The organism is Rhizobium sp. B230/85, from assembly GCF_019355735.1.
GTDB classification, from domain to species: domain Bacteria; phylum Pseudomonadota; class Alphaproteobacteria; order Rhizobiales; family Rhizobiaceae; genus Rhizobium; species Rhizobium rhododendri.
Genome location: NZ_CP072158.1, coordinates 15,530 through 40,646 on the forward strand (window position 1 = coordinate 15,530; position 25,117 = coordinate 40,646).

Annotated in this window: 25 protein-coding genes; 20 read left to right on the forward strand and 5 right to left on the reverse strand. The window is 58.9% G+C overall.

The window, feature by feature from the left end; genetic code table 11:
• Window positions 1-130 precede the first annotated feature (130 nt).
• From J5289_RS25165 to J5289_RS25175, 3 genes are all read left to right on the forward strand, one after another.
• Window positions 131-364, forward strand: coding sequence for a cold-shock protein (locus tag J5289_RS25165; RefSeq protein ID WP_279309160.1), 234 nt, complete (start codon window positions 131-133; stop codon window positions 362-364).
• A gap of 131 nt (window positions 365-495) precedes the next feature.
• Window positions 496-708: a hypothetical protein gene (locus J5289_RS25170; RefSeq protein WP_111221159.1), complete on the forward strand. Its 213-nt coding sequence runs from the start codon at window positions 496-498 to the stop codon at window positions 706-708.
• A gap of 40 nt (window positions 709-748) precedes the next feature.
• Complete coding sequence (locus J5289_RS25175) at window positions 749-1,129, forward strand: DUF6481 family protein (RefSeq protein ID WP_111221160.1); 381 nt, start codon at window positions 749-751, stop codon at window positions 1,127-1,129.
• 387 nt (window positions 1,130-1,516) lie between these two features.
• Here J5289_RS25175 and J5289_RS25180 read toward each other — a convergent pair whose 3' ends face one another.
• Both J5289_RS25180 and J5289_RS25185 read right to left on the reverse strand, forming a co-directional pair.
• Window positions 1,517-2,578: a fatty acid desaturase gene (locus J5289_RS25180; RefSeq protein WP_209185651.1), complete on the reverse strand. Its 1,062-nt coding sequence runs from the start codon at window positions 2,576-2,578 to the stop codon at window positions 1,517-1,519.
• A gap of 204 nt (window positions 2,579-2,782) precedes the next feature.
• Window positions 2,783-3,238 (reverse strand): MarR family transcriptional regulator, encoded by a 456-nt coding sequence (locus J5289_RS25185; RefSeq protein WP_161990948.1) that lies wholly within the window; start codon window positions 3,236-3,238, stop codon window positions 2,783-2,785.
• 312 nt (window positions 3,239-3,550) lie between these two features.
• On the opposite strand from J5289_RS25185, the gene J5289_RS25190 reads away from it, so the two are divergent.
• The 3 genes from J5289_RS25190 to J5289_RS25200 all read left to right on the forward strand — a co-directional run bounded on the left by J5289_RS25190 (window position 3,551) and on the right by J5289_RS25200 (window position 7,320).
• Window positions 3,551-4,837, forward strand: coding sequence for an NAD(P)/FAD-dependent oxidoreductase (locus J5289_RS25190; RefSeq protein ID WP_209188058.1), 1,287 nt, complete (start codon window positions 3,551-3,553; stop codon window positions 4,835-4,837).
• A gap of 168 nt (window positions 4,838-5,005) precedes the next feature.
• Complete coding sequence (locus J5289_RS25195; protein WP_209185648.1) at window positions 5,006-6,226, forward strand: MFS transporter; 1,221 nt, start codon at window positions 5,006-5,008, stop codon at window positions 6,224-6,226.
• Window positions 6,223-7,320 (forward strand): NADH:flavin oxidoreductase/NADH oxidase, encoded by a 1,098-nt coding sequence (locus J5289_RS25200; RefSeq protein ID WP_209185647.1) that lies wholly within the window; start codon window positions 6,223-6,225, stop codon window positions 7,318-7,320. Before J5289_RS25195 ends, J5289_RS25200 begins: the two co-directional genes overlap by 4 nt.
• Before the next feature lie 170 nt (window positions 7,321-7,490).
• On the opposite strand, the gene J5289_RS25205 is transcribed toward J5289_RS25200, so the two are convergent.
• Entirely contained in the window at window positions 7,491-7,673 is a 183-nt protein-coding gene (locus J5289_RS25205; RefSeq protein ID WP_209185646.1) for a hypothetical protein, read from the reverse strand.
• Window positions 7,674-8,150: 477 nt separating this feature from the next.
• Between J5289_RS25205 and repA the strand changes: the two genes are divergently transcribed.
• The 4 genes from repA (at window position 8,151) to J5289_RS25225 (ending at window position 13,903) form a co-directional block, all read left to right on the forward strand.
• The gene (gene repA / locus J5289_RS25210) at window positions 8,151-9,362 is read left to right on the forward strand and encodes a plasmid partitioning protein RepA (protein WP_209185645.1); all 1,212 of its coding nucleotides are present in this window, start codon (window positions 8,151-8,153) and stop codon (window positions 9,360-9,362) included.
• A gap of 2 nt (window positions 9,363-9,364) precedes the next feature.
• Window positions 9,365-10,405 carry a plasmid partitioning protein RepB gene (gene repB / locus J5289_RS25215; RefSeq protein WP_142824949.1) on the forward strand — a complete coding sequence of 347 codons (1,041 nt, stop codon included), beginning with the start codon at window positions 9,365-9,367 and terminating at the stop codon, window positions 10,403-10,405.
• A 153-nt stretch (window positions 10,406-10,558) separates the two neighbouring features.
• Window positions 10,559-11,848 carry a plasmid replication protein RepC gene (gene repC / locus J5289_RS25220; protein ID WP_209185643.1) on the forward strand — a complete coding sequence of 430 codons (1,290 nt, stop codon included), beginning with the start codon at window positions 10,559-10,561 and terminating at the stop codon, window positions 11,846-11,848.
• 195 nt (window positions 11,849-12,043) lie between these two features.
• Window positions 12,044-13,903 (forward strand): DEAD/DEAH box helicase, encoded by a 1,860-nt coding sequence (locus J5289_RS25225; RefSeq protein WP_209185642.1) that lies wholly within the window; start codon window positions 12,044-12,046, stop codon window positions 13,901-13,903.
• An 87-nt stretch (window positions 13,904-13,990) separates the two neighbouring features.
• Here the strand turns inward: J5289_RS25225 and J5289_RS25230 are convergent, their stop codons facing one another.
• Entirely contained in the window at window positions 13,991-14,200 is a 210-nt protein-coding gene (locus J5289_RS25230; protein ID WP_111221169.1) for a cold-shock protein, read from the reverse strand.
• Window positions 14,201-14,736: 536 nt separating this feature from the next.
• On the opposite strand from J5289_RS25230, the gene J5289_RS25235 reads away from it, so the two are divergent.
• From J5289_RS25235 to J5289_RS25250, 4 genes are all read left to right on the forward strand, one after another.
• Window positions 14,737-15,831 carry a histidine kinase dimerization/phosphoacceptor domain -containing protein gene (locus J5289_RS25235; RefSeq protein ID WP_257623514.1) on the forward strand — a complete coding sequence of 365 codons (1,095 nt, stop codon included), beginning with the start codon at window positions 14,737-14,739 and terminating at the stop codon, window positions 15,829-15,831.
• Between the two features lie 3 nt (window positions 15,832-15,834).
• Entirely contained in the window at window positions 15,835-16,281 is a 447-nt protein-coding gene (locus J5289_RS25240) for a response regulator (RefSeq protein ID WP_142824953.1), read from the forward strand.
• 178 nt (window positions 16,282-16,459) lie between these two features.
• The gene (locus J5289_RS25245) at window positions 16,460-17,107 is read left to right on the forward strand and encodes a Crp/Fnr family transcriptional regulator (RefSeq protein WP_257625538.1); all 648 of its coding nucleotides are present in this window, start codon (window positions 16,460-16,462) and stop codon (window positions 17,105-17,107) included.
• 78 nt (window positions 17,108-17,185) lie between these two features.
• Entirely contained in the window at window positions 17,186-17,380 is a 195-nt protein-coding gene (locus tag J5289_RS25250) for a hypothetical protein (protein WP_142824954.1), read from the forward strand.
• Between the two features lie 110 nt (window positions 17,381-17,490).
• Here the strand turns inward: J5289_RS25250 and J5289_RS25255 are convergent, their stop codons facing one another.
• The gene (locus J5289_RS25255) at window positions 17,491-17,919 is read right to left on the reverse strand and encodes a DUF3597 domain-containing protein (protein WP_209207536.1); all 429 of its coding nucleotides are present in this window, start codon (window positions 17,917-17,919) and stop codon (window positions 17,491-17,493) included.
• Between the two features lie 310 nt (window positions 17,920-18,229).
• On the opposite strand from J5289_RS25255, the gene J5289_RS25260 reads away from it, so the two are divergent.
• The 6 genes from J5289_RS25260 to J5289_RS25285 all read left to right on the forward strand — a co-directional run bounded on the left by J5289_RS25260 (window position 18,230) and on the right by J5289_RS25285 (window position 25,111).
• Entirely contained in the window at window positions 18,230-19,114 is an 885-nt protein-coding gene (locus tag J5289_RS25260) for an AraC family transcriptional regulator (RefSeq protein ID WP_209185639.1), read from the forward strand.
• Between the two features lie 104 nt (window positions 19,115-19,218).
• Window positions 19,219-20,130, forward strand: coding sequence for an ABC transporter substrate-binding protein (locus J5289_RS25265; protein ID WP_209185638.1), 912 nt, complete (start codon window positions 19,219-19,221; stop codon window positions 20,128-20,130).
• A gap of 65 nt (window positions 20,131-20,195) precedes the next feature.
• Entirely contained in the window at window positions 20,196-21,698 is a 1,503-nt protein-coding gene (locus J5289_RS25270) for a sugar ABC transporter ATP-binding protein (RefSeq protein WP_209185637.1), read from the forward strand.
• The gene (locus tag J5289_RS25275) at window positions 21,688-22,674 is read left to right on the forward strand and encodes an ABC transporter permease (protein WP_142824959.1); all 987 of its coding nucleotides are present in this window, start codon (window positions 21,688-21,690) and stop codon (window positions 22,672-22,674) included. The genes J5289_RS25270 and J5289_RS25275 overlap by 11 nt, the downstream gene beginning before the upstream one ends.
• 43 nt (window positions 22,675-22,717) lie before the next feature.
• Window positions 22,718-23,449 (forward strand): SDR family oxidoreductase, encoded by a 732-nt coding sequence (locus tag J5289_RS25280; RefSeq protein ID WP_209185636.1) that lies wholly within the window; start codon window positions 22,718-22,720, stop codon window positions 23,447-23,449.
• A gap of 39 nt (window positions 23,450-23,488) precedes the next feature.
• Window positions 23,489-25,111, forward strand: coding sequence for an FGGY-family carbohydrate kinase (locus J5289_RS25285; RefSeq protein WP_209207537.1), 1,623 nt, complete (start codon window positions 23,489-23,491; stop codon window positions 25,109-25,111).
• Window positions 25,112-25,117 lie beyond the last annotated feature (6 nt).

Consider the following 25,117-nt stretch of genomic DNA (forward strand, 5'->3'; position numbering starts at 1 on the left):
CGTTCGGCTAGTAAAAATCATCGGTAGTTGTTTGCGATATTTGTGTTTGCTGGCGCTTGACGCTTTCTTTACGAAATTCCCCTTTCAAAAATCGAAAATTTATTCGCCGAGTATCGCTCTGCGAAAAACGATGTTGCAATGGAAAGGGTTCGTCATGACCACCGGCACAGTAAAATGGTTCAACTCCACCAAGGGCTTCGGCTTCATTCAGCCTGACAACGGCGGCGCAGACGTGTTCGTACACATCTCGGCTGTCGAGCGTGCAGGGATGCGCGAAATTGTCGAAGGCCAGAAGCTTTCTTTCGAGCTTGAGCGTGACAACAAGTCTGGCAAAATGTCTGCCGGCCAGCTCCAGGCTGCTTAACGGTCTTTAGCCTCGCCATGACCACGGATGTACTGGCATGATGCAGGGGCTTTAGTCCAAGGGAAGGTCAGACCTATAGTCTGGCCTTTTTCGCTTCAATACCGACGACACGCTTTGAGGAGGATTGAAACGTGACGGAGAATTCGAAATCCCGCGAACAGGCTGAAATCGCTTTCAGCAAAACGCAAACGGAATACCTGGCTCGGACCAGGACAATATCCGAAATCGACGAAGTCGCCGCCGATCGCGACGCCAAGACAGCCCGTCTTCGGGAATTGCGACTTGAAAAAGAAGCCAATGCTGTGCCACAGGTAGGCAAGCCGAAGAAAGCCACAAAGCGCTGAGAAGCCATGAGGCAAAACCACCAATAAGGACGACGACCGCTTGAGACACGTAAACGATAATGGCTTTGCCGAGCGCCGCAAGGCTGCCACCGAAGCCAAGAAGCAGCTTTTGACGAAATTCGCCACCGCTCCGAAGCCGACCGACCCGGATGTGGTCGCCAAGCGCGCGGAACGTGCGGCAGCAGCGGAAGCGCGTGAAGCGCGCCGTGCCGAACGCGAGCAGGAAAAGCGCGAGGAATATGCGCGGCAGTTGGCCGAAGCAGCAGCTAAGACCGCTGCCGCCAGTGCCGAAGCGAAGGCTCATGCCGAAGCCCAGGAAGCCGAAGCTGTAAAGAGCGTCGAGCAGATGGCCGCCGACGAGGCAGCCCGCAAGGCCGAACGCGACCGCCGCTATGCAGCCCGCAAGGCCCGTCAGCGCTAGGTTTTCCACAGCAAATTCAAATGCTAGCCGGCCCTCGAGAGGCCGGCTATTTGCGTTGTGCTGCGGTCTTTCCGACCATTGGGTAAGTTCGACCAGCGATCCGGACCGCTTGGCTGCGCGTCGTGGGCAAAAGCTGGTGCTTGCCGCGAGCGTGGAAAGGGCTATCGTGCCCCGTCATAGGGGTGCGGGTGGAGTAAGGCGTTGGTGTATGATTGGTATGGCGGCCGGACGCGTCGGCTGCGTCAGTTGAAACGCGGACTGTTCTGGTGCCTGGCGTTTCTCGTCGTTTGTGCGGCCGCAATGGTCTTGATGCGCTTTCGCTGACTGCGACAACGTTCTTTGATGGTCGGGATGTGCCGGCGGAAGGTCCGCCGGCCGGTTTTTGGCTTATGCCAGCAGGGCGGCGGCGTCGCGGAACGATACCAGGCGGCGGTTCTTTTCGTCCCACAGGACGAGCTTTACGCAGCGGATGCTTTCCATGATCGTAATACGCCCGACATTGCGCAGTTGCGGATGGTCGCGCAGCACTTCCGGCAACCGGTAATAAGGCACTCGGCTGGCAAGGTGATGGACGTGATGGATACCGATATTGGCGGTGATCCACATCAGCGGCGCCGGCAGATCGTAATTCGATGCACCGTGCAGGGCTGCGTGGGGGAACTGCCACTCCGGCGGTTCGGACCAATGGGTTTCTTCGAACTGGTGCTGGACGTAGAATAGCCAGATGCCTGCGGCGCCAGCGAGCACGACGATAGGCAGGTGCACCATCAGGAACGGCACGACGCCCACGGCCCACATGAGCAAGCCGGCAACCACCGCGACAGCGGCGTTGGTCGCCATCGTCGATACCCATGGCTGGAGCCCGGAGCGCATCATGCCGAATGGCAGCCGCTGCTTGAAGAGAAACAGCCAGATCGGGCCGATGCCGAACATGACCACCGGGTTGCGATAGAGGCGGTATGTCATGCGCCCGCGAAACGACAGAGCGTTGTATTCCGCGATCGTCAGCGTGGCGATGTCGCCGACACCGCGTTCGTCCAGATTGCCGGCAGAGGCGTGGTGTTCGGCATGAGCGCGACGCCAATAGTCATAAGGTGTCAGCGTCAGCACGCCAATGATACGGCCCGTCCAGTCGTCAACGCGACGGCGCGCAAAAAACGAGCCATGGCCGCAATCGTGCTGGATCATGAACAGACGCAGCAGAAACGCCGCTGCCGGAACAATCAGGATTAGGCCGGGCCAGAAGCTGTAGTGAACTGCGATCCAGGACAGTACCCAGAAAACGATAAAGGGGATGACGGTCACTGCCAGTTCGAACGCGCTACGAGTACCGCGTGGCTGGCGATATTTCGACAGGATCTTGAGCCAGGCTTTTTCGTTGGTAATATCAGCAGGAGCGGATGAAACGTCCGCAAGAGCGGGCTTAGTCGTGGCGTTATGCACCGGCATTGGACTTTCTGCGCAATGGAAGGAAGAGCTAGCTGACAGTGTGGAACTATCTGCCTATGAAACGAGACCGATGTTATCTCGCCGGACGATCCCCGTATATCCCATGCGGCCATCTCGGATAGGTGTATACAACCAATGAGGCCGTTTCGTGTTTAATTCGACGCTGGACTTTCTGCCGGATCCGTCGACTGTCCGCCGCCATGCTTAATCCGCTGTCGGCTCGAGCCGGCGCCGGCGCTGAAGATTGGCATCGAGTTGCGACATCACGCGGAGGGTTGCATTCACATCGTCTTCGCTTGCGCCCTCGAAAAGCTCGGCACGGAGCTTTGCCAATACGTTGCTCAACTCGGTATTCAGCGCCTGTCCGGCGGCTGTCAGACGCAACGTTTTGGCGCGTCGATCCTGCGGGTCTTCGATACGATCGATATAGCCCAACTCCGTAAGCTGGTCGAGAACCCGTACCAACGTCGGTCCCTCCAGATTGAGGACATCGGCAAGAGTGCCCTGACGGATGTTGTCGCCGAGGCGGGCAATGTAGCGCATTGGCAGAACGGTGGCCTCCGATAGCTCGTAAGGCTTCAGAGCACCATCCAGGGCCCTACGGTAAAGGCGGGCCAGGAGCACAAGATTAACGCCCATCCGCTCGTGCAACTCTCTCATCGGCATAGCATTCACTCTGATTTCGACGCTGCATTTTCAAATATTGTCTTACGATAGACAATGGCTATCGCCCGTAGTTGTTTCCTTTAAACGGATGCCGCCTTTTAAGCACGAAAATTGCGACGGGCCGACGTTTTTTATCGGTAAAAAAGTCTTCCTCGATTGTCGGCAAGGCGGCTGACACTGCGCCCCGGCAAAAGTTCTGGCAGTGAGACCGATCTGGTGCCGAAATGGTGAATGCGCGCCGCGTAAATCCCACTGTCGATCTGGGGCATCCCGTGTTTAATGATGTCCTTTTAATCGGAGACACAAATGCTGTCGCAGGCAGTCGTCCGCCGCGAGGTGGACGTGATCATCATCGGCGCCGGCGCCGCCGGCATTGCCGCCGGACGCCACTTGCAAACCGTCCGTCCGGACTTATCGCTGCAAATTCTTGAGGCCGGCGCGCATATCGGTGGTCGGGCGCTCACGGTTCGACCGAAACTCCTGGCAAGACAACCTGTCGATCTCGGTTGCGGCTGGCTCCACGGCGCACAAACCAATGCATGGACTTCTGTTGCAGGTGACCTGGGGCTGGCCGTTGACCAAACACCGGCGCCATGGAGCGACGGCGGCCGCCGGCTGCAGAACGACGAAGCGGCAGATGCGGCAATCGGCGACTTCTTCGAGCGCGCCGAGAATTATCGGGGAGAGTCCGACAAACCACTTTCGGACTTGCTCGAGCCGGATAACCCCTGGAACCCTCGGATCGAGGCGATCGGGACCTATCTGAACGGCGCAGCGCTGGATCAATCCTCCCTTCTGGACTATGCCAACTATGCGCCTGGCGAGGGTCCCGACTGGCGGGTGCGTGAGGGCTACGGGGCGCTGATAAGCACTTACGCCGGTACATTGCCCATTTCACTTCATACAGTCGTGACCGGCATAGACCACTGCTCTCGCACGTCTGTCGTCGTCGAGACCAATCGGGGGGCGTTGACGGCGCGCTGGGTGATCGTCACGCTGTCCACCAGTATGCTGGCGCGGGAGACCATACGTTTTACGCCAGCCTTGCCGCACAAGATCGAGGCGGCGACCTCCCTGCCCCTTGGTCTCGCGAACAAGCTTTTTCTGCGCGTGCCTTCCGATCTCGATTTGCCGGTGGATACGCAGGCCTATGGCTCAGCCAAGACGAGTGCAACTGGCAGCTATCATATCCGTGCCTTCGGTCAACCGATCATCGAAGCCTACTTCGCCGGTCCGCTTGCCCATGATCTCGAAAGGGCGGGCGATGCTGCCGCGCTGGCGTTTGCGCGCGATGAACTGGGAGGCGTCTTCGGAAGCGCAATTCGCGGCGATCTGGAATTTGTGACGATGTCCGGCTGGGCAACATCACCGCATATCGGTGGCGCTTATGCCTATGCCAGGCCGGGCGCTGTTTCTGCGCGCGGCGTGCTCGCCGAACCCGTCGACGGACGCTTGTTGTTTGCCGGCGAAGCTTGTTCCGTGGCGCGTTATTCCACGGCCCATGGCGCCTTCGAGACAGGCGTTGCAGCGGCTGAAAGGATTATCGATGCCGCGCCATCACCTGCGGCCAATGCACTTGCAAACGAAAGCTAGCCTACCATATTTTCCGCGAGATACTTTTGAGCGCGACACAGCCTTATATCCGGCCTATCGCCGCACCTTACGTATTCGATTCGACAATCGATAAGCCGTCATATGGCGGCTCCACCATGCTCTTCTGATGCCCTGTCTTGGGTTTCGCAGTATCGACAGGGATTAGACATGCTCAATCGCTTCACTTTCAGTCGCCGGGCGAGCTTCTGGACGGCCGCTGCAGTCGTTGCCCACACGCTGTGGACCAGTGCTGCACCGGCCATGACCTACCCGCTCTATGCCAGGGAGTGGGGCCTGACGCCGTTTGCCACAACGGCAATCTTCGCGATCTATCCCATCGTGGTGGTCCTGGTCCTTGTGGGTTTCGGCGATATTTCCGATTATGTCGGTCGTCGCAAGACGATGTTGTTCGGGTTGGCCGCTTCGCTGATCGGCGTGTTGCTGTTCGCGGTGGCGCCGGATGTCTGGTGGGTGCTGGTCGGACGCGCTTTTATGGGCGTCGGGGTCGGACTTTCTGCCGGGCCGTCGGCTGCCGCACTCGTGGAATTCAGTGCACCGGGTCAAGGTCAAAAAGCCAGCGCCATTACTACGCTCGCCCAGGTCACCGGCCTGATATGCGCAGCGCTGGTGGGCGGCGCACTTATCCAGTATGCACCGTTTCCGACGCGGCTGAATTTCATCGTGCTTCTCGTGGTTCTTGCCGGCATATTTGCGGCGACCTGGTTTCTTCCCCGCCATCTCAGCACGGAGGCCTCCGGCCCCTGGCGGTTCAAGGCCATCGTCATCCCGCGCGGCCTGCGCAAGATCTTCGCGACATCGACGATCGCGGTCACCGCGTCCTATGCAATGGGCACCATCATCCTGTCACTCGGGGCACAGATCGCTCATGACGTCATCGGTTCGCCGAATGCCATGGTCAACGGCGCGACCATTGCCCTGTTCGCCTTCGTCGGTGGCGTGGTTGCTATTCCCGCCAGAGGCCTCAGGTCATCTGCCACAATCCTTATCGGAGGTCTCTCTTCGCTGACTGCAGTTGGCCTCCTTGCCTTCTCCGCCAGCCAACATTCGCTTAGTCTGTTTGCAACGGCGCTTGTGTTCGGCGGCATTTCCTACAGCCTTCTGTTTTCCGGCGGGCTCGGGCTGTTGAATGCCAATGCGCCGCCCCATCATCGCGGCGGCACCTTGTCGGCTCTGTTCCTGGTTGCCTATCTCGCGCAGGGGCTGGCAGCACTCCTGCTCGGGAAGATTGCCACACTCTACGGCTTGAATTTCGCCGTCGATGTGGGATCGGCTATCATTGCCGGCCTGTCATTGTGCGCCATGTTGCTTGCTGTCCTCTACGCCTCCCCTACCCCCTCCTCCCGACACGTGATTGGAAACCGTCCATGAGCACCCTTTTCTCACCTTTTGAACTCCGCAATCTGACCCTGCCCAACCGGATCGTCGTTTCGCCGATGTGCCAGTATGTCGCCGACAACGGCAAGGCCACCGCCTGGCACGAAGTACACCTCGGCGGGTTGGCGCTTTCGGGCGCAAGCATGCTGTTTCTGGAAGCGACAGCCGTGGAAGCAGCCGGCCGTATCACGCCCGGCGACCTCGGCCTGTGGAACGACGAAACGGAAGCCGCTCTGAAACCGGTGATCGATGCTATTCGTCTCGTCTCAAAGACGGCTATCGTCATGCAATTGGGTCATGCCGGCCGCAAGGCGTCCAGCCATTTGCCTTGGGAAGGTGGCGAACTCATACCGCTTGCTGAAGGTGGCTGGGAGAACTTTGCCCCCTCCCCTCTTCCTCACAAGGATGGCGAGCGCGCGCCGACCGCTCTCGATGCTGCCGGATTGGCGCGAGTTCGCGATGCTTTCGCAGCGACTGCTGCACGGGCAGCAAGACTTCGGCTGGATGGTGTCGAGCTACATGCCGCCCACGGCTATCTCCTGCATCAATTTCTGTCGCCCCTCTCCAACCAGCGGACGGACGAGTACGGCGGGTCTCTCGAAAACCGCATGCGCTTTCCGCTCGAAGTGTTCGACGCTGTCCGCGCGGCGTTCCCGTCGGACAAGGCCGTTGGCGTGCGGATTTCCGCAACGGATTGGGTCGAGGGTGGATGGGATGTCGCTCAGAGCATTGCGTTCGTCAATGAACTGCAAAAGCGCGGGGTTGATTGGATCGATGTGTCCTCGGCCGGCGTCTCGCCGTTGCAGCAGATCACTGCAGGACCGGGCTACCAGGTGCCCTTCGCCGACGAGATCAAGCAAGCAACAGGCGTTACGACTATCGCGGTTGGTCTGATCACCGAGGCCAAACAGGCGGAGGAGATCGTCTCGAGCGGTAAGGCTGACTTCGTGGCACTCGCACGCGCGATGCTCTACGATCCACGCTGGGGATGGCATGCTGCGGCGGAGCTCGGTGCGACCATCGAGGTTCCGCCCTCGTACCTGCGCGCTGCTCCGCATGGGAAATCTAAATTATTTCGTCAGGGTTGATTGATGTCGGTTTGAAGCTGGAGGTCCGGGCCAAGTGGCTCGGACTTTGTTGGGGTGAAAGCGCTAGCCTGTACTCTGTGCCACGTTGAGGCTTTTCGCGATATCTGATCGCTGCAGTCCACAGGCTAGCTTGAATTTTTCACAGTGCTGTCGAGACAGCCTCTTATGGGTCAGGCTCTTTCGCTGACTTTGGCCTCGTTCGCCAAGCGCAGGGCGCGCAGCCGGGCCGTTTTTTCTTCGCGCGCTTTCCGACGCTGTTCATTGTCTGCGAATGCTGCCTCAGTTGCAGCGTCCGCAAGCACTCTTTTCTGCTCTTTTGAAAGCTGAAGTCTGCGTTTTTTCTGCTCTTCCATTGAATCCTCCGTGGGTCGGTCGCAACGTGCCAGCCCCATTGCGGTCAAGCGCGCGGATGCACTCGCCATTGATAAGGCGACCTTCGTTCAATGCGAAGGTCCGCGGAAGGTTTCATCGCTTTTCAGGATCGTCCGTTGGCGGACACTCGCGTCTGGATTGTTGTTTTCTTTAGGGGCCGGTATTTCAAACGCGGGCGCAGGTCTGCTCGCTATATCGGTTAGCTGGGCTCACATGATAAAGATTTAGAGACGGTGATCATTAAAAGAGAGCAGGAAATCCTAAGAATTCGCACTTGGCGCGTTCAGGAACCATCGCTTGATAAGCGGGACGACATGTTTACTGCGGTAAACTTCTCCACCGGTCATATGTGTCCAGAGCCATCGTTAACGATAAGCCCTTGCCCGCCAGTGAGAATCGGTCTCAAATGCGCTTTGAGAAGCCAAGTAGCTTACAAAACGCATTTGCGAGAAAATTAGATGAATATGGCAGCAACGCTCGGAAAGCCTATTTCGGAGGTCGACCAGCTTATCATCGGCCAAGCCCGAGAGCTGTCCGACAAGCTGAAGCAGCACCGGCTCGAGATGTTTCCGCCGACCGCGCAGAAGACGCTCAGGCAGTTTCATCTCAGCGAAGCCGCGCATTTTCTTGGCGTCACCAGTGGCCATCTGCGTAACCTGTCGCTCGAATCAAAGGGGCCGCTGCCGCAGGTTACACCATCAGGCCGTCGCTCCTACACGGCGGAGCAATTGCTGGAGATGCGTCAGTATCTGGAGCAGAATGGTCGCGCCGGCCAGCACTACGTACCGCATCGCCGCGCCAAGGACCATCTGCAGGTCATTGCGGTCGTGAATTTCAAAGGCGGGTCGGGCAAGACAACCACGGCGGCCCACCTCGCCCAGCATCTGGCTTTGACCGGGCATCGCGTTCTGGCCGCCGATCTCGATCCGCAGGCCAGCCTTTCGGCGATCCACGGCTTCCAGCCCGAATTTGATCTCGATGAGAACGAGACGCTTTATGCTGCGATCCGTTATGACGAGCGTCGGAGACCGCTTAGGGAAGTCGTGCGGAAAACCAATTTTCCGGGTCTCGACATCGTGCCGGGCAACCTCGAACTTATGGAGTTCGAGCACGATACACCGCGTATCCTGGCGCAGGGGCAGGGCAACGACTACGGGCGCATCTTTTTCGCACGGCTGGACGAGGCCTTGTCATCTGTATCCGACGATTACGACGTCATCGTTATCGACTGCCCTCCCCAGCTTGGATTTCTGACAATGAGCGCGATTTGCGCCGCCACGGCGGTGCTCATCACGGTACATCCGCAGATGCTCGATGTGATGTCCATGTGCCAATTCCTGCAGATGCTCGGGGAAATCCTGAACACCTTGAAGGGTGCGGGCGCCGATATGAACCTCGACTGGATGCGCTATCTCGTGACGCGCTACGATCCGACCGATGGACCGCAAACGCAGATGGTGGCGTTCATGAGATCGATGTTCAAGCAGCACGTCCTCACCAACCCCATGCTGCGAAGCGTTGCGATCTCCGATGCTGCGCTTACCAACCAGACCCTCTACGAAGTAGATCGCAGCCAGTTCACGCGCACCACATACGACCGTGCGTTGGAATCGATGGAGGCTGTGAATGCTGAGATCGCCGCGCTGGTCCACAAAGCATGGGGTCGCTGATTATGGCCAGGAAGAACGTCCTTTCCGGATTGATTTCCGAACCCGAGGCAAAGTTTACTGCGGTAAACTCCAGTCAACAGACCTCCGTGCCTGAGCGCCAGACGAGCGGCTACAAGGGCGTTGGGGCACTTGGCGCAGTGACACGCAGTATCGACGCGCTTGCAGCCAAAGCCGATGCGGCCAAGGCGATCGAGGCAAAGCTCACGGCCGGCGAGGTGGTCATCGAGCTTGATCCGGATATGATCGAGGACTCCTTCGTGTCCGACCGCCTCGTGCAGTTGGATGCCAAATTCGACGAACTGGTCGAAGCAATACGTCTACGCGGCCAGGATTCACCGATTCTCGTGCGTCCTCACCCATCCCGAGACGGCAAATACCAGATAGCCTTTGGCCATCGCCGTGCTCGCGCCGCAAAGACACTGGGCCGCCCTGTCCGGGCTGTCGTCAAGAAGCTGGACGATCGCGATCATGTCATCGCGCAGGGCCAAGAAAACAGCGCCCGGGCAGATTTGTCCTTTATCGAACGCGCCATGTTTGCAGGTCGGCTGGAGAAGCGAGCCTTTGACCGCGAAACGATCATGGCCGCGCTCAGCGCCGACAAGACTACGGTTTCGAAGATGTTGTCGGTCATCAACCGCATCCCCACCGCGGTTGTTGATGCAATTGGACCGGCCTTGGCTGTTGGCCGCGACCGTTGGCATGACCTGGCGACGCGTTTCGACACGCCCGAGAATGTCATGCGAGCGGGTGAATTTATCACGCGTCCGGAATTTCTTGGTGCCGTAGCAGACGACCGCTTTGATTTGTTGAGCGCATTTCTTGCAGGACGGGGAGAGGCGAGGTCTGCGACCGTCGTGAAACCTGTTTCGGAGTGGCGCGAGCAAAGCGGTGCTGCAAAAGCGGAAATCAAGGCTGGTGGCAAGAAGTATACGATTGCCTTGAAGGCGGAGAACGGTCCGGCCTTTGGCGCTTATATCACCAAAAATCTTGATCGGCTTTACCAGGCCTTTCAGGAAGAGACCAAGTTGGAAGCAGGAGACTAAACGCAAAAGAAAAAGGCCCCCAAACGTTGCCGTCGTGGAAGCCCTTCTCGTAGTTGGCGCTTAGAGAATCACATTTCCACGAATCTTAGTCAAGAGTCTTTGGCACCAAATTGGGTGAGCGGATTTCTTTTGCCTTGAAAAAGGTGAAGGACGATGCAGACCGGACATATATCGACGCCCTTTGGTGGGCGTTCGATGACGCTTGGCATGCTGGCAAGCCAGTACGACGCGAGTGAGATCGACGCTGACGCCTCGGTCGACAAATGGAAGTTATTTCGAGCGCTGTGCGAAGCGCGGCAGATGCTCGGGGTCAGCGATCGCGCGCTGGCTGTTTTGAACGCATTATTGAGTTTCTACCCCGGTAACTTGCTTTCGGCAGCCAACGGACTGGTGGTCTTCCCTTCCAATGAGCAATTGGCCTTGCGTGCCCACGGTATAGCGCCTGCGACATTGCGCAGACACCTTGCCGCTCTCGTAGAGACAGGCCTGCTTATCCGCCGGGATAGCCCGAACGGCAAGCGCTACGTCCGCAGGGGCGGCGATGGTGAAGTTGCGCAGGCTTTTGGTTTCAGTATTGCTCCGCTGATCTCCCGGGCTGAAGAAATCAATGTGCTGGCGGCTGAAGTGGTCGCCGAACGTCAATTTCTCCGTGTCACGCGAGAAAAGCTCACATTGTGCCGACGCGATGTCGGCAAACTGATCGAGACGGCCATGGAGGAGGGCGCACCTGGCGATTGGGCAAGCATACACGAGCACTTTCGACGCTTGGTGACGCGGATTCCTCGCCTGCCGACGGCAGCAGACATCGAACCGATTCTGGAAGAGATGAGCATGTTGCGTGATGAGGTCGTCAACCTACTGGAAACATGCCTGAAAACACAAAAACAAAGCGGCAATGAGTCCCGAAACGAGCAGCACATACAAAATTCAAAATCCGAATCTAACACTGAACTTGAACCAGCTTTAGAAATAAAGCAGGCCGACGCTGAGGGGGCAGAGCAAAAGCTAAGCCTTGTGCCTGTTACACAAGACCAGCGGGATAATAGCAGCCAACCGGTGGAGAGCGGCGGCAGGCAATTTACGGATCTGGGCGGTTTGAAGTCCTTTCCGCTCGGCCTGGTGCTTCGGGCTTGCCCCGAGATTGCGATGTATGGCCCGGGAGGAACGATCTCGAGTTGGCGCGACATGCTGACGGCCGGCGTTGTGGTCCGATCGATGCTCGGCGTCAGTGCCAGCGCCTATGAGGAGGCCTGCCAGGTCATGGGACCGGAGAATGCGGCAACTGTCATGGCCTGCCTGCTGGAAAGATCCGGTCAAATCAACTCGGCCGGCGGCTATCTGCGCGACTTGACCAGAAGGGCGGAACGAGGGGAATTTGCCATTGGGCCAATGCTCTTGGCGCTGGCTCGTAGCCATGGCGCAGAAGACAGGAGGTCAGCATGATTGCCTTCGCCCCGCCTGCACCGTTAAGCTTCACGTGGATAGCATGCCGGTATATGGCGGACTGCTCTGTACTTTTGAACGGAGACCACGTATATGCCGGGCTCATGAAGAGGCCTGCGACGTGCTGGCCGCGGCGATCTGCGCCTTCCGGGTTTTTTTCTGCCGGCGCGAACACCGAATTCCGAAAGACCAGATATGACTGAATTCGAAGGCATCGTTCCTCCGATTGCGCAGGCGTTGACCAAACGCGGTTACGAAGCGCTCACCCCCGTGCAAAAGGCGATGCTTGATCCCAAGCTCGGCAATTCGGACGTTCTCGTTTCCGCGCAGACAGGCTCGGGCAAGACCGTGGCATTTGGCCTCGCTCTTGCCACGACGTTGCTTGGCAAGGGTGAACGCTTCGGCCAGGCTGGTCGTCCGCTGGCGCTGGCGATCGCTCCGACCCGCGAATTGGCTCTGCAGGTGCAGCGCGAACTCGAATGGCTGTTCGAACTGACCGGTGCCACGATTGCTTCCTGCGTCGGCGGCATGGATATGCGAACAGAGCGACGTACGCTCGATCGTGGCGTTCATATCGTCATCGGTACACCTGGCCGCCTTTGCGACCATATTCGCCGTAACTCGCTGGACATTTCCGAGCTGCAGGCTGTTGTCCTCGACGAGGCCGATGAAATGCTCGATCTCGGCTTCCGCGAAGATCTTGAGTTTATCCTCGAGAATTCGCCAGCCGAGCGACGCACGCTGATGTTTTCGGCCACCGTGCCGCGCTCGATCGCGGCGCTTGCCAAAAGCTACCAGCGTGATGCAGTGCGTATCAGCACCGCCGCTGAGACGAAGCAACATGTCGATATCGAGTATCGCGCCCTGACCGTCGCCGGAAGCGACCGCGAAAATGCGATCATCAATGTCCTGCGCTTCTACGAGGCGCCGAATGCCATCGTATTTTGCTCGACGCGCGCAGCCGTCAACCATTTGACAGCCCGTTTCAACAACCGTGGTTTCTCGGTCGTTGCCCTTTCCGGCGAACTCAGCCAGAGCGAGCGCACTCACGCGCTGCAGGCTATGCGTGACGGGCGCGCCCGCGTTTGTATCGCCACCGACGTCGCCGCTCGTGGTATCGATTTGCCCGGTCTCGACCTCGTCATCCATGCGGATCTGCCGACCAATCCGGAAACGCTGCTGCACCGCAGCGGTCGCACAGGCCGTGCCGGTCGCCAGGGCGTTAGCGCCATGATCGTGCCCACCAGCGGTCGTCGCAAGGCAGAGCGTCTGCTCGAGGCTGCGCGTATTAATGCGACATGGGCAAAGCCACCGTCGGCCGACGATGTTACGCGCCGTGACGATGAACGTTTGCTCGCCGATCCCTTGTTCACCGAAGCCGTTCGCGAAGACGAGATTGATTTCGTCAAGAAGCTGCTGGAGCAGCACAGCGCCGAGCAGGTGGCTGCTGCGTTCCTGCGCCAATATCGCTCTGCACACTCCGCGCCTGAAGATCTGCTCGATGTTGCGGTCCCTGACGACCGCAAGAAGCCACGCCGCGATGAGTTTTCTGCGCCCCGTGACGACCATCCTGCCGAGACGCGCGCCGACTTCACCGATGGCAAATGGGTTTCGCTATCGGTTGGGCGCAAGCAGAGTGCAGAACCACGCTGGTTGATTCCGATGATCTGCCGTTACGGCGACCTGACGAAGCGCGATATCGGCGCGATCAGGATGCAGCCTGACGAAACGTTCGTGGAGTTTTCGGGCGAGGCGGCAGAGCGTTTCCTTGCTGCGATCGGACCGAACAAGACACTGGAGAAGGGTATCCGCGTCAAGGCTCTCGACAGTGCGCCTGAAACCGGACGCCAGAGCCACGATGGCCCGAAGCGCAGTTTTGCGGAAAAGAACAACCGTCCGCGGACGGACGCCAAGCCTGCAGCGAAGTTCGAGCGCAGGTCTGAAGGTGCACCGGCAGCACCGGGTGAAAAGAAGCCTTGGAGCAAGAAGCCTGATTTTGCACGCGATGGCGCGAGGCCAGCTGGCGGTAAGCCGAAGTTCCAGAAAACCACGTAAAAGCGGCGCTGATTTTCAAATATTTCGAGTAAGCTGAAGGCCGGGTTTCCGGCCTTCTTTTTTGCGTGGCCGTCAGGTCCGCAATTCTTAGAGAGCCTGAAGCTGTTCGGCAGAAGATTTCCCGGACCGCTTGTCCTGGACGATTTCGAAGCTGACCTTCTGGCCATCCTTCAATGTTCCGAGGCCCGAGCGCTCGACAGCGCTAATATGCACGAAGACGTCTGCGCCGCCGTTGTCAGGCTCGATGAAGCCAAAACCCTTGGTGCTGTTAAACCATTTCACAGTGCCGGAAGCCATTTCGTAGTTCCTTCTAGTCTTGTTTTCCATGTGCCGTTTAGAAGCGGCGTTGTGACCAATATTGAAGCGCCATGACGTTGCATCAGCGCGCTTGCAATAGACCATTTGTAGAGGTAGGGCGTCGAAATGCGGTTGCAAGATGGCAATTTGCACCGTCGATATGGGACGCCTGTTGCTTAGTCCCGGATTGAAACATATCGACGGTAGGGCGGAGTTCGAGCTCAAAGGTATTGTGAGCTCGGAAAAGTTCAGCGTACAACCACAGGGGCCCTTCCCCATTTATGGTTAACCAACTGTTACGGAAGTAATTTACTTGCTAGGTTCGTATACAGAAGAAAATATCGCTTTTACAAAGATATAGCAGTGTGCGAGACCGCTAAAACCTAAGCCCGCTTTGAGATCGATGGCACCAGCTGTCGGGTTCGTCGATTCCCTTCTTTCTATCCACTACCTTCACGCGCCTTATTTGCCAGGAACCAACTGAAGCTTGGAGACGTTTATCGGCTCGTGAAATTAAATTGATGTGTGGAGTTACTGTGGAGCAGCGCGACGACTGGCACCTGACCGACAGACTCAACTACGCGCATGGCAGGGGAGACCCCTTCGCCGCAGCAGTGCGCGCGACGAGGATGCCGATGGTCATCACCGACCCGTCTCAGCCCGACAACCCGATCGTCTTTTGCAACGAGGCGTTCCAGGCACTGACCGGCTACGCGCAGCACGAGGTGCTAGGTCGGAACTGCCGTTTCCTCCAGGGTCCGGAGACAGACCGTTCTGCGGTTTCAAAAATTCGTTCTGCAATCGCCAGCGGAGAAAGCGTCTCCGTCGAATTGCTTAATTATCGAAAAGATGGATCGACATTCTGGAACGCTCTGTATCTCAGCCCCGTGCGTAACGACCTCGGCGAAATTCAGTTTTTCTTTGCCTCGCAGCTTGATGTGACCAAGCACGTGGCTTTCAGCCGGACGGTCCTCGAACAGGCGGCTTTGGTTGAAAAGGAAGTCGAGCGACGGACTGCTGAACTCGAAGCGGCTCTCGAGGCAAAGACGGTGTTGCTTCACGAGGTAGATCACCGCGTCAAGAACAACCTGACGATGATTGGCTCATTGCTGAGGCTTCAGGCGCGGACGATCGGCGACCCGGTCATTACGTCGAAGCTGGAAGCGATGATGGAGCGGATCGATGCGCTGGCGACGGTGCACCGGACCCTCTACCAGTCCGGCGACGTGACAAAGTTCGACATCGGCGAATTCGCCACGAAACTGGCGGAGGATGTCATCGGGTCGAGCGGGAGAGGGGACATTGTGCTGAAATGCGATGTTGACCCCATTCTCGTGCCGGCCGGCAAGGCATCCTCCCTCGGCCTGGTTCTGAACGAGATTCTCACCAACGCCATCAAGCACGGCCTTCGCGATGGCCGGGCAGGGACGATTGCGGTTACCGGCCGCTCCGAGGGAAGCAGGGCGACGATTACTGTCGAAGACGACGGTATAGGCATGCCGAGTGAGCCGCCGACAGGTTTGGGTCGTACCCTTATTAACAGACTTGCCAGACAGACGGACGCGACGGTCGACTGGTCGACGCTATCGGCCGGCACCCGCGTGACGCTGTCTCTGCAGAACGGGAATTAATCGATGGAACGCCCCAAGCCGCCCTTGAGTGTCCTGATCGTCGAAGATGAAGCCCTCCTTGCCATGGATGTGGGAATGATGGTCGAGGATGCTGGGCATACCGTCATAGGCGAGGCGGCATCGCTCTACGAGGTGGAGGAACTGGAGCCCCCTAAGGCCCCAGACATTGCCTTCGTCGACATGCAACTCGCCCGCAACACGACAGGGCTGGATGTGTGCGCGCATATCCAGAAGCGCTGGTCCCACACGATCATCATTTTTGTGACGGCGAATCCCAACAAGATACCGGACGATTTCGCGGGAGCCCATGGTGTCATCCCGAAGCCATTCTCCCGTCACGGCTTTATGAACGCTCTGTGGTATCTCCAGGAAAGCGTCTGCAGACCGCCGCCCAATGCCGCCCTTCCGGGCAGCTTCCTTGCGTCTCCCCACCTTGCTTCCACGTGGTGAGAACAGAGCTGAGGTCTTGCACAACAACGACAGCGCTGCAGCAGTGCGTACCTACGGGACAAGCGCATATTGCCTTGCGTTGCGGAGAGAGCGCCGTTAGCTTGCGTTTATGACATCACCAAGCACGGCAAACATGCTCAACCGCCTGATAAATCATCTGGACAGTCGAGATAGGGAATTGCTGGTTCCGCACCTGATACCGGTCACGCTGCCGCGACTTCTGGTGATGGCCGAGCCGCATGTCCCGGCCGATTACAGCTATTTTCCGGAAACGGGCATCGGGTCGATCATAGGTATTTCGCCGGCTGGCAGCGAAGTCGAAGTTGCCATTTTCGGTCGCGAGGGCATGTCACCGCCGAACAGCCTGTTCGAAGACACCCAAGCGCCGTTCAAGGTGTTCATGCAAGTGGAAGGCCACGGGCACAGCATCAAAAACGAAATCCTGTTTGACCTGTTGGCAGAGAGCCGCTCTCTCCGACGAACTCTCAGCCGCTATGCCCAGACGTTGTTCGTCCAGACAGCCTATACGTCGCTTTCCAATGCCACTCACTCTGTCGAGAAGCGGCTTTCGCGCTGGCTGCTGATGGTCCATGACAGGTCAGAGGGAGCTGCCTTGCCCCTGACGCACGACTTCCTGTCTTCCATGATGAACGTCAGACGCCAGAGCGTAACGGACTCGCTGCACGTGCTTGAAGGCGAGCATTTCATTTCGAACACGCGCGGCTTGGTCACAATCAGAGACCGGGATGGGCTGCAGGCTTTCGCGGGCGATGCGTATGGAGTTGCCGAAGCGGAATTCGAGCGGCTTATCGGAAGCATGAGATAGCTATCCGGAACCAATTCGTCCGATACAGTTTTGTCCTGTATGGCGAGATTTTACTTTCATATCCGGGAAGGCGACATAGTGATCGAGGATCCGGATGGCTCCGAGCTACCGGATCTGCATGCAGCAGAACTGGAGGCTGCACTTTCAGCGCGTGCCCTTGTCGTCGAGCGCATTCTGGCCGGCAAATGCATTGGCGACAGAATTCTGGAAGTGGCGGACGGCACCGGCCGGGTCCTCGCAACCGTCAGTCTCCGGTCATCCGTCGGCATTTAGAGCCTCCGAGCTAACGCCACGGCCCGCCGCGCATTCTCCTTACAAGCTACCAGCACAAAAAAACGCCCCCCGAATCCGAAGGGCGTCTGTTTTTGTTGCACGCTTCTGGATTAGTCGAGCAGTTCGGCTGGGACCTTGCCGCCATTCTCAGACAGTTTCTGCAGCAAAGCCTTGTGCAAGAAAGTATTCATCTTGGCGCTGTCATGGACGTCTCCCTGGTAATGGAGTTCAGCTGCGAGCTCCTTGCGTTCTTCAAGGCTGGCGTCCATGCCGAGTGCCTTCATAAGGTCGACGATGGAGTGTTTCCAGTCAAGCTTCTGGCCGGACTTCTGAACAGCGGCATCGAGGATCGGGGCGACGTCAACGGACTGTGCGGGGATGGATGCCGATGGCGCGGATGGTGCCGGTGTGGCGGCGCTGGGGGCGGGATTTGAAACCGGGGTTGCCGCCGCGGTCGTGCTGGCAGTCGATGCCTGTGTTGTGCCTGCAGCCTGCGCCTGGCCGAAAATGGCGTTCTTGATGCGGTCGAAAATGCTCATGGGATATCCTCCGTTGTTTGCTTGCACATCCACAACGCAAGAGGGTCCTCACCGTTCCGTGATGAAGAGCGCCGGCTAGGAGATATGGTCATCGCAGATGGTGAAGCTCTGGTGTCGTGATTGGTAGATGATCAATGCAGATTGGGCACTCAACCACATCAAGGCGTCAAAAAAGTATCTTTAATAGATCTGCGCTGAGGTAGAGGCCCCGGCAAATGAGGGATATCGTTGTGGCAAGCGTTGGATCTGCGAAATTGGAGGTTTGCAGATTTTGCCAGGAAACTGGAAGGCGTGAGTGGGAGGAGTAAACATGCAGCCGGATCTCGAACTGGTTCACATCCGCAAGGGCGAGTCCTTTGCCGCGTGGAAGCACGGATACCCGTTTCGCACGGTGCGCTGGCATTATCACCCCGAATACGAGATCCATCTGGTCGTTGCGACGTCCGGGCAATTTTACATCGGCGACCACATCGGGCGGTTCGAGCCTGGCCAGTTGATCATGACCGGCCCCAATCTTCCCCAGAACTGGATTTCCGAGATCGCAGCGGGCGAGATCGTCCCAACGCGCAATCTGGTTATCCAGTTTCCCGAAAAACTAATTCAGGATTGCATTGCCAGTTTGCCAGAGATGGAGGCGCTCGGACCGCTCCTGAAACGCAGCAGTCGCGGACTGCTGTTCGATCCGGCTGCCGGCGTGGAAGTACAGCCGTTGATGGAGCAACTGATCGAAGCGCAGGGTATGAAGCGGCTGGCGCTGTTCTGGGAGATCCTCGACATCCTCGCCCGTGCCCCCGAACCGGAAGTGCTTGCCAGCCTGAGCTATGAACTCGACCTCCCAAGCATCAACGACTGTGGCATAAACCGCGCCATCGCCCATCTGCGGGACCACTTGACGGACGACATCGACGAGCGCGAACTGGCCGATCTCGTCGGACAGAGCCCCAGTTCTTTTTCGCGCGCTTTCAAACGCCACACCGGCACGACGCTGGTGCGCTACAAAAACCAGCTGCGCGTGGATCTCGCCTGCCTGATGCTGCTGACGCAGCCGGAGGTGAAGGTCGCCGAGGTCTGCTTCGAGATCGGCTTCTCGAACATATCCAATTTCAACCGGCATTTCCTCAAGCAGAAGGGAATGTCGCCATCGCAATTCCGCACGACGTTTGCTGCCAACGGAGAGCTGATGGCGGCGGAGTAACAGCGAAAACCCGATACCCCGGAAGGGGTTTGCATTCGGAAGGCATGGTGCCTTCCGGAAAGGGACAGGCTTTGCCTGTCGTCATCTAAGGGAGGAAGACCGAGATGAAGAAGACTTTGATCGCGCTATCGATTGCGACCTTGGCAATGGCCACCGCGCCAGCCATGGCGCAGGACGCCAAGCTCAAGATCGGCATGACGTTTCAGGAGTTGAACAACCCCTACTTCGTGTCAATGCAGGAGGCTCTCAAGGAAGCCGCGAAAAGCATTGGCGCCGACGTTGTCGTCACCGATGCCAACCATGACGTCGCCAAGCAGATTTCCGATATCGAGGACATGTTGCAGCAGAAGATCGACATCCTGCTGATCAACCCCACGGATTCCGCCGGTGTCGAATCCGCCGTCAAGATGGCAAAGGATGCGAACGTCATCGTCGTCGCCGTCGATGCCAATGCCAACGGCCCGGTCGACACCTTCGTCGGCTCGAAAAACAAGGACGCCGGCTACCAGTCCTGCCAGTTCCTAGCCAAGTCCCTGAATGGCACCGGCGAAGTCGCCATTCTCGACGGCATTGCCGTCGTGCCGATCCTACAGCGCGTCGAGGGCTGCAAGCAGGCGCTTGCCGAATTCAGCGGTATCAAGCTGGTCGATACGCAGAACGGTCGCCAGGATCGCTCGGTTGCGCTCGGCGTCGTCGAGAACATGATCCAGTCGCATCCTAACCTAAAGGGCATCTTTTCGGTCAACGACGGTGGTGCGATGGGCGCGCTCTCGGCCATCCAGGGATCCAACAAGGACATCAAGCTGACCTCCGTCGACGGCGCTCCCGAAGCGGTCAAGGCGATTGCCGACGGCACGGCCTTCATCGAAACGACGGCGCAATTCCCGCGTGACCAGGTGCGTGTCGGTCTTGCCATGGCGCTCGCCCAGAAGTGGGGAGCCCGCGTTGTGCCGAAGGAAGTTCCGATCGACGTGAAGCCTGTGACCAAGGAAAATGCTGCCGGCTTCAGCTGGTAATCGATGTAGGCGCGCCCCTGCCACCTCGCGGGAGCGCGCCATCCATTCAAACGCGGGAGCGAGCGATGCTGGAATTGAAGGGTATCAAGAAGAGCTTCGGCAGGATTGCGGTCCTGCACGGGGTCGACCTGACCGTTCGCGCAGGTGAAATCCATGCTCTCCTCGGCGAGAACGGTGCGGGAAAGTCGACGCTGACGAAGGTGCTGTGCGGCATCCTGCAACCGAGCGAGGGGGAAATCTTCATCGATGGCGAGCGTCACCGCTTTGCCGATTACAACGAGGCGATCGACAACGGTATCGGCGTGGTGTTCCAGGAGTTCTCGCTGATCCCCTATCTCGATGCTGTCGATAACATGTTTCTTGCCCGCGAGCTGCGTAGCTCCGTCGGCCTGTTGAAGCGCGGCGCCATGCGCAAGCGCGCGGCCGAAATCCTCGCTCAACTCGGCATCGATATACCCCTCAACGTGCCGGTCCGTACTCTTTCCGTTGCCGAGCAGCAGTTCGTCGAGATCGCCAAGGCGCTGGCGCTGAATGCCCGGATACTGGTGCTGGACGAGCCGACAGCAACGCTGACGCCATCCGAGGTCGAGCATCTCTTCAGGGTAATGAGGGGCCTTCGGCAGCAGGGCGTCGCCATCGTTTTCATCTCGCACCACCTCGAAGAGATTTTCGAGATCTGCGACCGCATCACGGTGCTCCGCGATGGGGAATATGTGACCTCCTGCGATGTCAGCGAGGTCGACCAGCACCGCCTCGTCGAATTGATGGTCGGCCGGCGGATTGAAAACAGCTTTCCGCCGAAACCTGTCATGAATGCAAACCCTCTGGTCGTCCTCGACGTCAAGGCGGTACAATTGGCGCGGGGAGGGCCGGTATCCAGTTTCCAGCTGCGTTCAGGCGAGATTCTCGGTTTTGCCGGGCTGGTCGGCTCCGGCCGGACGGAAACGGCGCTGGCGATGATCGGTGCCCACCGCGCCGCCCGCTGCGAGCTGTCGCTCGATGGCGTCGAGAGACGGTTTACCGATCCAGCGGAGGCGCTTGCAAGCGGCATAGGGCTGCTGCCTGAAAGCAGAAAGGAACAGGGGCTGATCACCAGCTTCTCTATCCTCCATAACGTTTCGCTGAATAATTACGGCAAATATCTATTCGGGCATTTCTTCATCGATCGCCGTCGCGAGCTTGAGGATACCGTCTCCGCGATGGCACAGGTGCAGGTCAAGGCGCAGGGGCCGATGGCGCGCGTCGATACGCTCTCCGGCGGCAATCAGCAGAAGGTGGTCATCGCCCGTTGGCTCAATCACAACATGAAAGTGCTGATCTTCGACGAGCCGACACGCGGCATCGATGTGGGCGCCAAGACAGAAATCTACCAGCTGATGCGCGAGTTCACCACGCGCGGATATTCCATCATCATGATCTCCTCCGAACTGCCGGAAGTCATCGGCATGTCCGACAGGGTGTGTGTCTTTCGGTCAGGCGGCATCGTCGCGACAGTCGAAGGCTCAGCCATCAATGCCGAAGAGATCATGATCCACGCTACCACCGGGAGGATAAAAGATGTCGCATGATGGGATCGCTGAAAGCGATACTCGCGCCAAAGGCGCAGCAATTTCCGCATTCAGATCGCTTATTCACTCGCCTTTGGCGCTGCCGCTGGCCGGGCTGGTCGTCGTGTCCATCCTGATGGGCTTTGCGTCTGACAGCTTTTTCTCGGTGTCGAATATCCTGAATGTATTCCGCCAGGTCTCCGTCGTGGCGATCCTCGCGGTCGGCATGACCTTTGTCATCCTCACCGGCGGCATCGACCTTTCCGTCGGCGCGGTCATGGCGCTGGCGGGAACGATGGCTGCGGGCCTTATGGTCCATTTCGGCCTGCCGGGCTGGGTGGGGCTGTTGGCCGGGATGGTTCTCGGCATCGGGCTTGGGATTTTCAACGGCCTGCTGGTCGCTTGGGGACGCATGCCGGCTATCATCGTCACCCTGGCGACGATGGGGATCGCCCGTGGTATCGGGCTCATCTATTCCGGCGGCTATCCGATTTCGGGCTTGCCGTCCTGGATTTCCTGGTTCGGCGTCGGCCGCGTCGGCATCGTCCCGGTGCCTGTCATCATCACGGTCGTCATCTATGCACTCGCCTGGGTGCTGCTCGAGCGCACGCCGTTCGGCCGCCATGTCTACGCCATCGGCGGCAACGAACTGGCAGCCAAGCTATCCGGCGTGAAGACTGCCAGGGTCAAGCTTGCTGTCTATGCCATTTCCGGCCTGACTGCCGGCCTGGCTGCGGTGATCCTCACCGGACGCCTGATGTCCGGCCAGCCAAATGCCGGCGTCGGCTTCGAGCTGGATGCCATTGCAGCAGTCGTTCTCGGCGGTACCGCCATTGCAGGCGGTCGCGGGCTCATCATCGGGACCCTGATCGGCGCTGTGCTGCTGGGCATCCTCAGCAACGGCCTCAACCTGATGGGTATCAACCCCTATCTGCAGGATATCATCCGGGGCTTTATCATCCTGCTCGCCATCTACATCGCCCGCGAGTGGCGCTGACCCGTAACCATATTGATAATTCAGGACATAAAGGAGAGCACGAATGTCTCAGTCACTTGAAGGAAAGATTGCCGTCATCACTGGAGCCGCTTCGGGGATTGGCCTTGCCACCACGGAAAAGTTGCTGGCCGCCGGCGCCTGGGTCGTCATGGTGGATTGGAACGAGGAGAGCCTAAAGGAACTGACGGGTCGTCTCGGCGCAAAGGCTATCGCCCAGGTGACGAACCTGCTGGATGCCGAAAGCTGCGCTGCGATGGTGCCGGAAATCCTGGAGAAGGTCGATCACATCGACATCCTTTATTGCAATGCGGGCACCTATATCGGCGGCGAGCTGACGGAGACGACTGGCGAGGCGATCGACAAGATGCTGAACCTCAACGTCAACGCCGTGATAAAGAACGTCCATGACGTTGCCCCGCACATGATCGAGCGCGGCACCGGCGACATCGTCGTCACCTGCTCGATTGCCGGCCACTATCCGACCTATTGGGAGCCGGTCTATGCCTCCTCGAAGTGGGCGATCACCTGCTTCGTCCAGACCATGCGTCGCCAGATGATTCCGCATGGCATTCGCGTTGCCCAGGTATCGCCCGGTCCCGTCGTCTCGGCGCTGCTGGCCGACTGGCCGGAAGAAAACCTCCGCAAGGCGAAGGAATCCGGAAGCCTGATGGACCCGAGCGAAGTTGCCGATGCGGTCGAATATATTCTCACCCGCAAGCGCACTGTGACGATCCGCGACATGATCGTCCTTCCGACGAATTTCGACCGGGTGTAAGACGGCTGAAGGCGAGTTCGCAGAGCGTGGAGGAATGATATGACGAGGTTCTTGATCGGCGTCGATGTCGGCACCGGTTCGGCACGGGCAGGCGTGTTCGACCGCGAGGGCTTGCTGCTCGCTCATGCCAAACGGGATCTGGTGATCTTCCGAGACGATTCCGGCCATGTCGAGCAATCGAGTGCACAGGTTTGGCAGGCCGTCTGCGAGGCGGTTTCCGAGGCTGTCGCTTTGGCGGGCGTCGATCCGGCCGATGTGGCGGGGATCGGCTTCGATGCGACCTGCTCGCTTGTCGTCGATGGTGCCAGCGGCGGGGTGGGGGACAGTGCCCATCCCGAGCGGGACATCATCGTCTGGATGGACCATCGCGCCCTCGATCAGGCCAGCAGGATCAATGCCACCGGACACGAGGTTCTGTCCTATGTCGGGGGCACGATTTCGCCGGAGATGGAGACGCCGAAGCTGCTCTGGCTGCGCGAGAACCTGCCCGAGATCTACCGCTCAGCGGTGAACTTCTTCGACCTCACGGACTTCCTGACCTGGAAGACGACCGGCGCCCTCGACCGGTCGTCCTGCACCGTCACCTGCAAATGGACCTACCTGGCGAAGGACAACCGCTGGGACGAGAGCTTCTTCCGCCAGATCGGGCTGGAAGATCTCGTCGAGGATGGCTTTGCCAGGATCGGCCGGAGCGTCGTTCACCCCGGCACTGCCCTTGGCCGGGGGCTGACCGCCGAGGCGGCTGCACTCATGAACCTGCGGCCCGGCATTGCCGTTGCGGCAGGCTTGATCGACGCTCATGCCGGCGGCATAGGCACCGTAGCGGCGAGGGGAGGGGCGGAAGACCCGACCTTATGCCTCGGATATGTGTTCGGGACGTCGTCCTGCACCATGACAACCACCGCAGAGCCTACCTTCGTGCCCGGCGTCTGGGGCCCCTATTATTCGGCCATGGTTCCCGGCATGTGGCTCAACGAAGGCGGACAATCCGCAGCCGGCGCTGCAATAGACCAGCTCGTCAGGATGCATCCCGCCAGTCCGGAGGCAACCGCTATGGCGGCGCGCGAGGGCAAGAGCCTGCCGCAATGGCTGGCGGATCGGGCGCTCGCCTTGTCAGCCGTGGTATCTGAGGCTGTCCGTCTTGCCGATCATCTGCACGTGGTGCCCGAGTTCCTCGGAAATCGCGCGCCATTTGCCGATCCGCAGGCCCGTGCGGTGATCATGGGGCTCGGCATGGAGACGGGCTCCGACAGTCTCGTTGCGCTCTACATCGCCGGCATTTGCGGACTTGGCTACGGCTTGCGCCAGATCGTCGATACGCAGGCCGCCAAGGGCGTGGCGATCCGGACGATCTCGGTATCGGGCGGCGCAGGGCTGCATCCTCTCATTCGCCAGATGCTGGCCGATGCAACCGGAATGCCGATCGAGGTGACCGCTTGTCCCGAGCCGGTGCTGCTGGGGTCGGCGATGCTGGGTGCGGTTGCTGCTAACGTCTATCCCGACCTGCAGGCAGCGATGCCGGCCATGTCCGTCATCGCCTTGCAATGCCAGCCGGCGACCGGGCCCATCCGCGCGCTGCACGATAGACGATACCGCGCTTTCCTGGACCTGCAGGCGGTCAGCCGAAAAATCCGCACTGAAGCCGAGCCGCTTTCCCAATAAGTTTTG

What these genes read in the sequence shown, in the direction of transcription:
- J5289_RS25165 (WP_279309160.1), top strand. Translation starts at nt 131, where the DNA reads ATGTTGCAATGGAAAGGGTTCGTCATGACCACCGGCACAGTAAAATGG.
- J5289_RS25180 (WP_209185651.1), bottom strand. Translation starts at nt 2,578, where the DNA reads ATGCCGGTGCATAACGCCACGACTAAGCCCGCTCTTGCGGACGTTTCA.
- J5289_RS25185 (WP_161990948.1), bottom strand. Translation starts at nt 3,238, where the DNA reads ATGAGAGAGTTGCACGAGCGGATGGGCGTTAATCTTGTGCTCCTGGCC.
- J5289_RS25190 (WP_209188058.1), top strand. Translation starts at nt 3,551, where the DNA reads ATGCTGTCGCAGGCAGTCGTCCGCCGCGAGGTGGACGTGATCATCATC.
- J5289_RS25195 (WP_209185648.1), top strand. Translation starts at nt 5,006, where the DNA reads ATGCTCAATCGCTTCACTTTCAGTCGCCGGGCGAGCTTCTGGACGGCC.
- J5289_RS25200 (WP_209185647.1), top strand. Translation starts at nt 6,223, where the DNA reads ATGAGCACCCTTTTCTCACCTTTTGAACTCCGCAATCTGACCCTGCCC.
- J5289_RS25205 (WP_209185646.1), bottom strand. Translation starts at nt 7,673, where the DNA reads ATGGAAGAGCAGAAAAAACGCAGACTTCAGCTTTCAAAAGAGCAGAAA.
- repA (WP_209185645.1), top strand. Translation starts at nt 8,151, where the DNA reads ATGAATATGGCAGCAACGCTCGGAAAGCCTATTTCGGAGGTCGACCAG.
- repB (WP_142824949.1), top strand. Translation starts at nt 9,365, where the DNA reads ATGGCCAGGAAGAACGTCCTTTCCGGATTGATTTCCGAACCCGAGGCA.
- repC (WP_209185643.1), top strand. Translation starts at nt 10,559, where the DNA reads ATGCAGACCGGACATATATCGACGCCCTTTGGTGGGCGTTCGATGACG.
- J5289_RS25225 (WP_209185642.1), top strand. Translation starts at nt 12,044, where the DNA reads ATGACTGAATTCGAAGGCATCGTTCCTCCGATTGCGCAGGCGTTGACC.
- J5289_RS25230 (WP_111221169.1), bottom strand. Translation starts at nt 14,200, where the DNA reads ATGGCTTCCGGCACTGTGAAATGGTTTAACAGCACCAAGGGTTTTGGC.
- J5289_RS25240 (WP_142824953.1), top strand. Translation starts at nt 15,835, where the DNA reads ATGGAACGCCCCAAGCCGCCCTTGAGTGTCCTGATCGTCGAAGATGAA.
- J5289_RS25255 (WP_209207536.1), bottom strand. Translation starts at nt 17,919, where the DNA reads ATGAGCATTTTCGACCGCATCAAGAACGCCATTTTCGGCCAGGCGCAG.
- J5289_RS25260 (WP_209185639.1), top strand. Translation starts at nt 18,230, where the DNA reads ATGCAGCCGGATCTCGAACTGGTTCACATCCGCAAGGGCGAGTCCTTT.
- J5289_RS25265 (WP_209185638.1), top strand. Translation starts at nt 19,219, where the DNA reads ATGAAGAAGACTTTGATCGCGCTATCGATTGCGACCTTGGCAATGGCC.
- J5289_RS25270 (WP_209185637.1), top strand. Translation starts at nt 20,196, where the DNA reads ATGCTGGAATTGAAGGGTATCAAGAAGAGCTTCGGCAGGATTGCGGTC.
- J5289_RS25275 (WP_142824959.1), top strand. Translation starts at nt 21,688, where the DNA reads ATGTCGCATGATGGGATCGCTGAAAGCGATACTCGCGCCAAAGGCGCA.
- J5289_RS25280 (WP_209185636.1), top strand. Translation starts at nt 22,718, where the DNA reads ATGTCTCAGTCACTTGAAGGAAAGATTGCCGTCATCACTGGAGCCGCT.
- J5289_RS25285 (WP_209207537.1), top strand. Translation starts at nt 23,489, where the DNA reads ATGACGAGGTTCTTGATCGGCGTCGATGTCGGCACCGGTTCGGCACGG.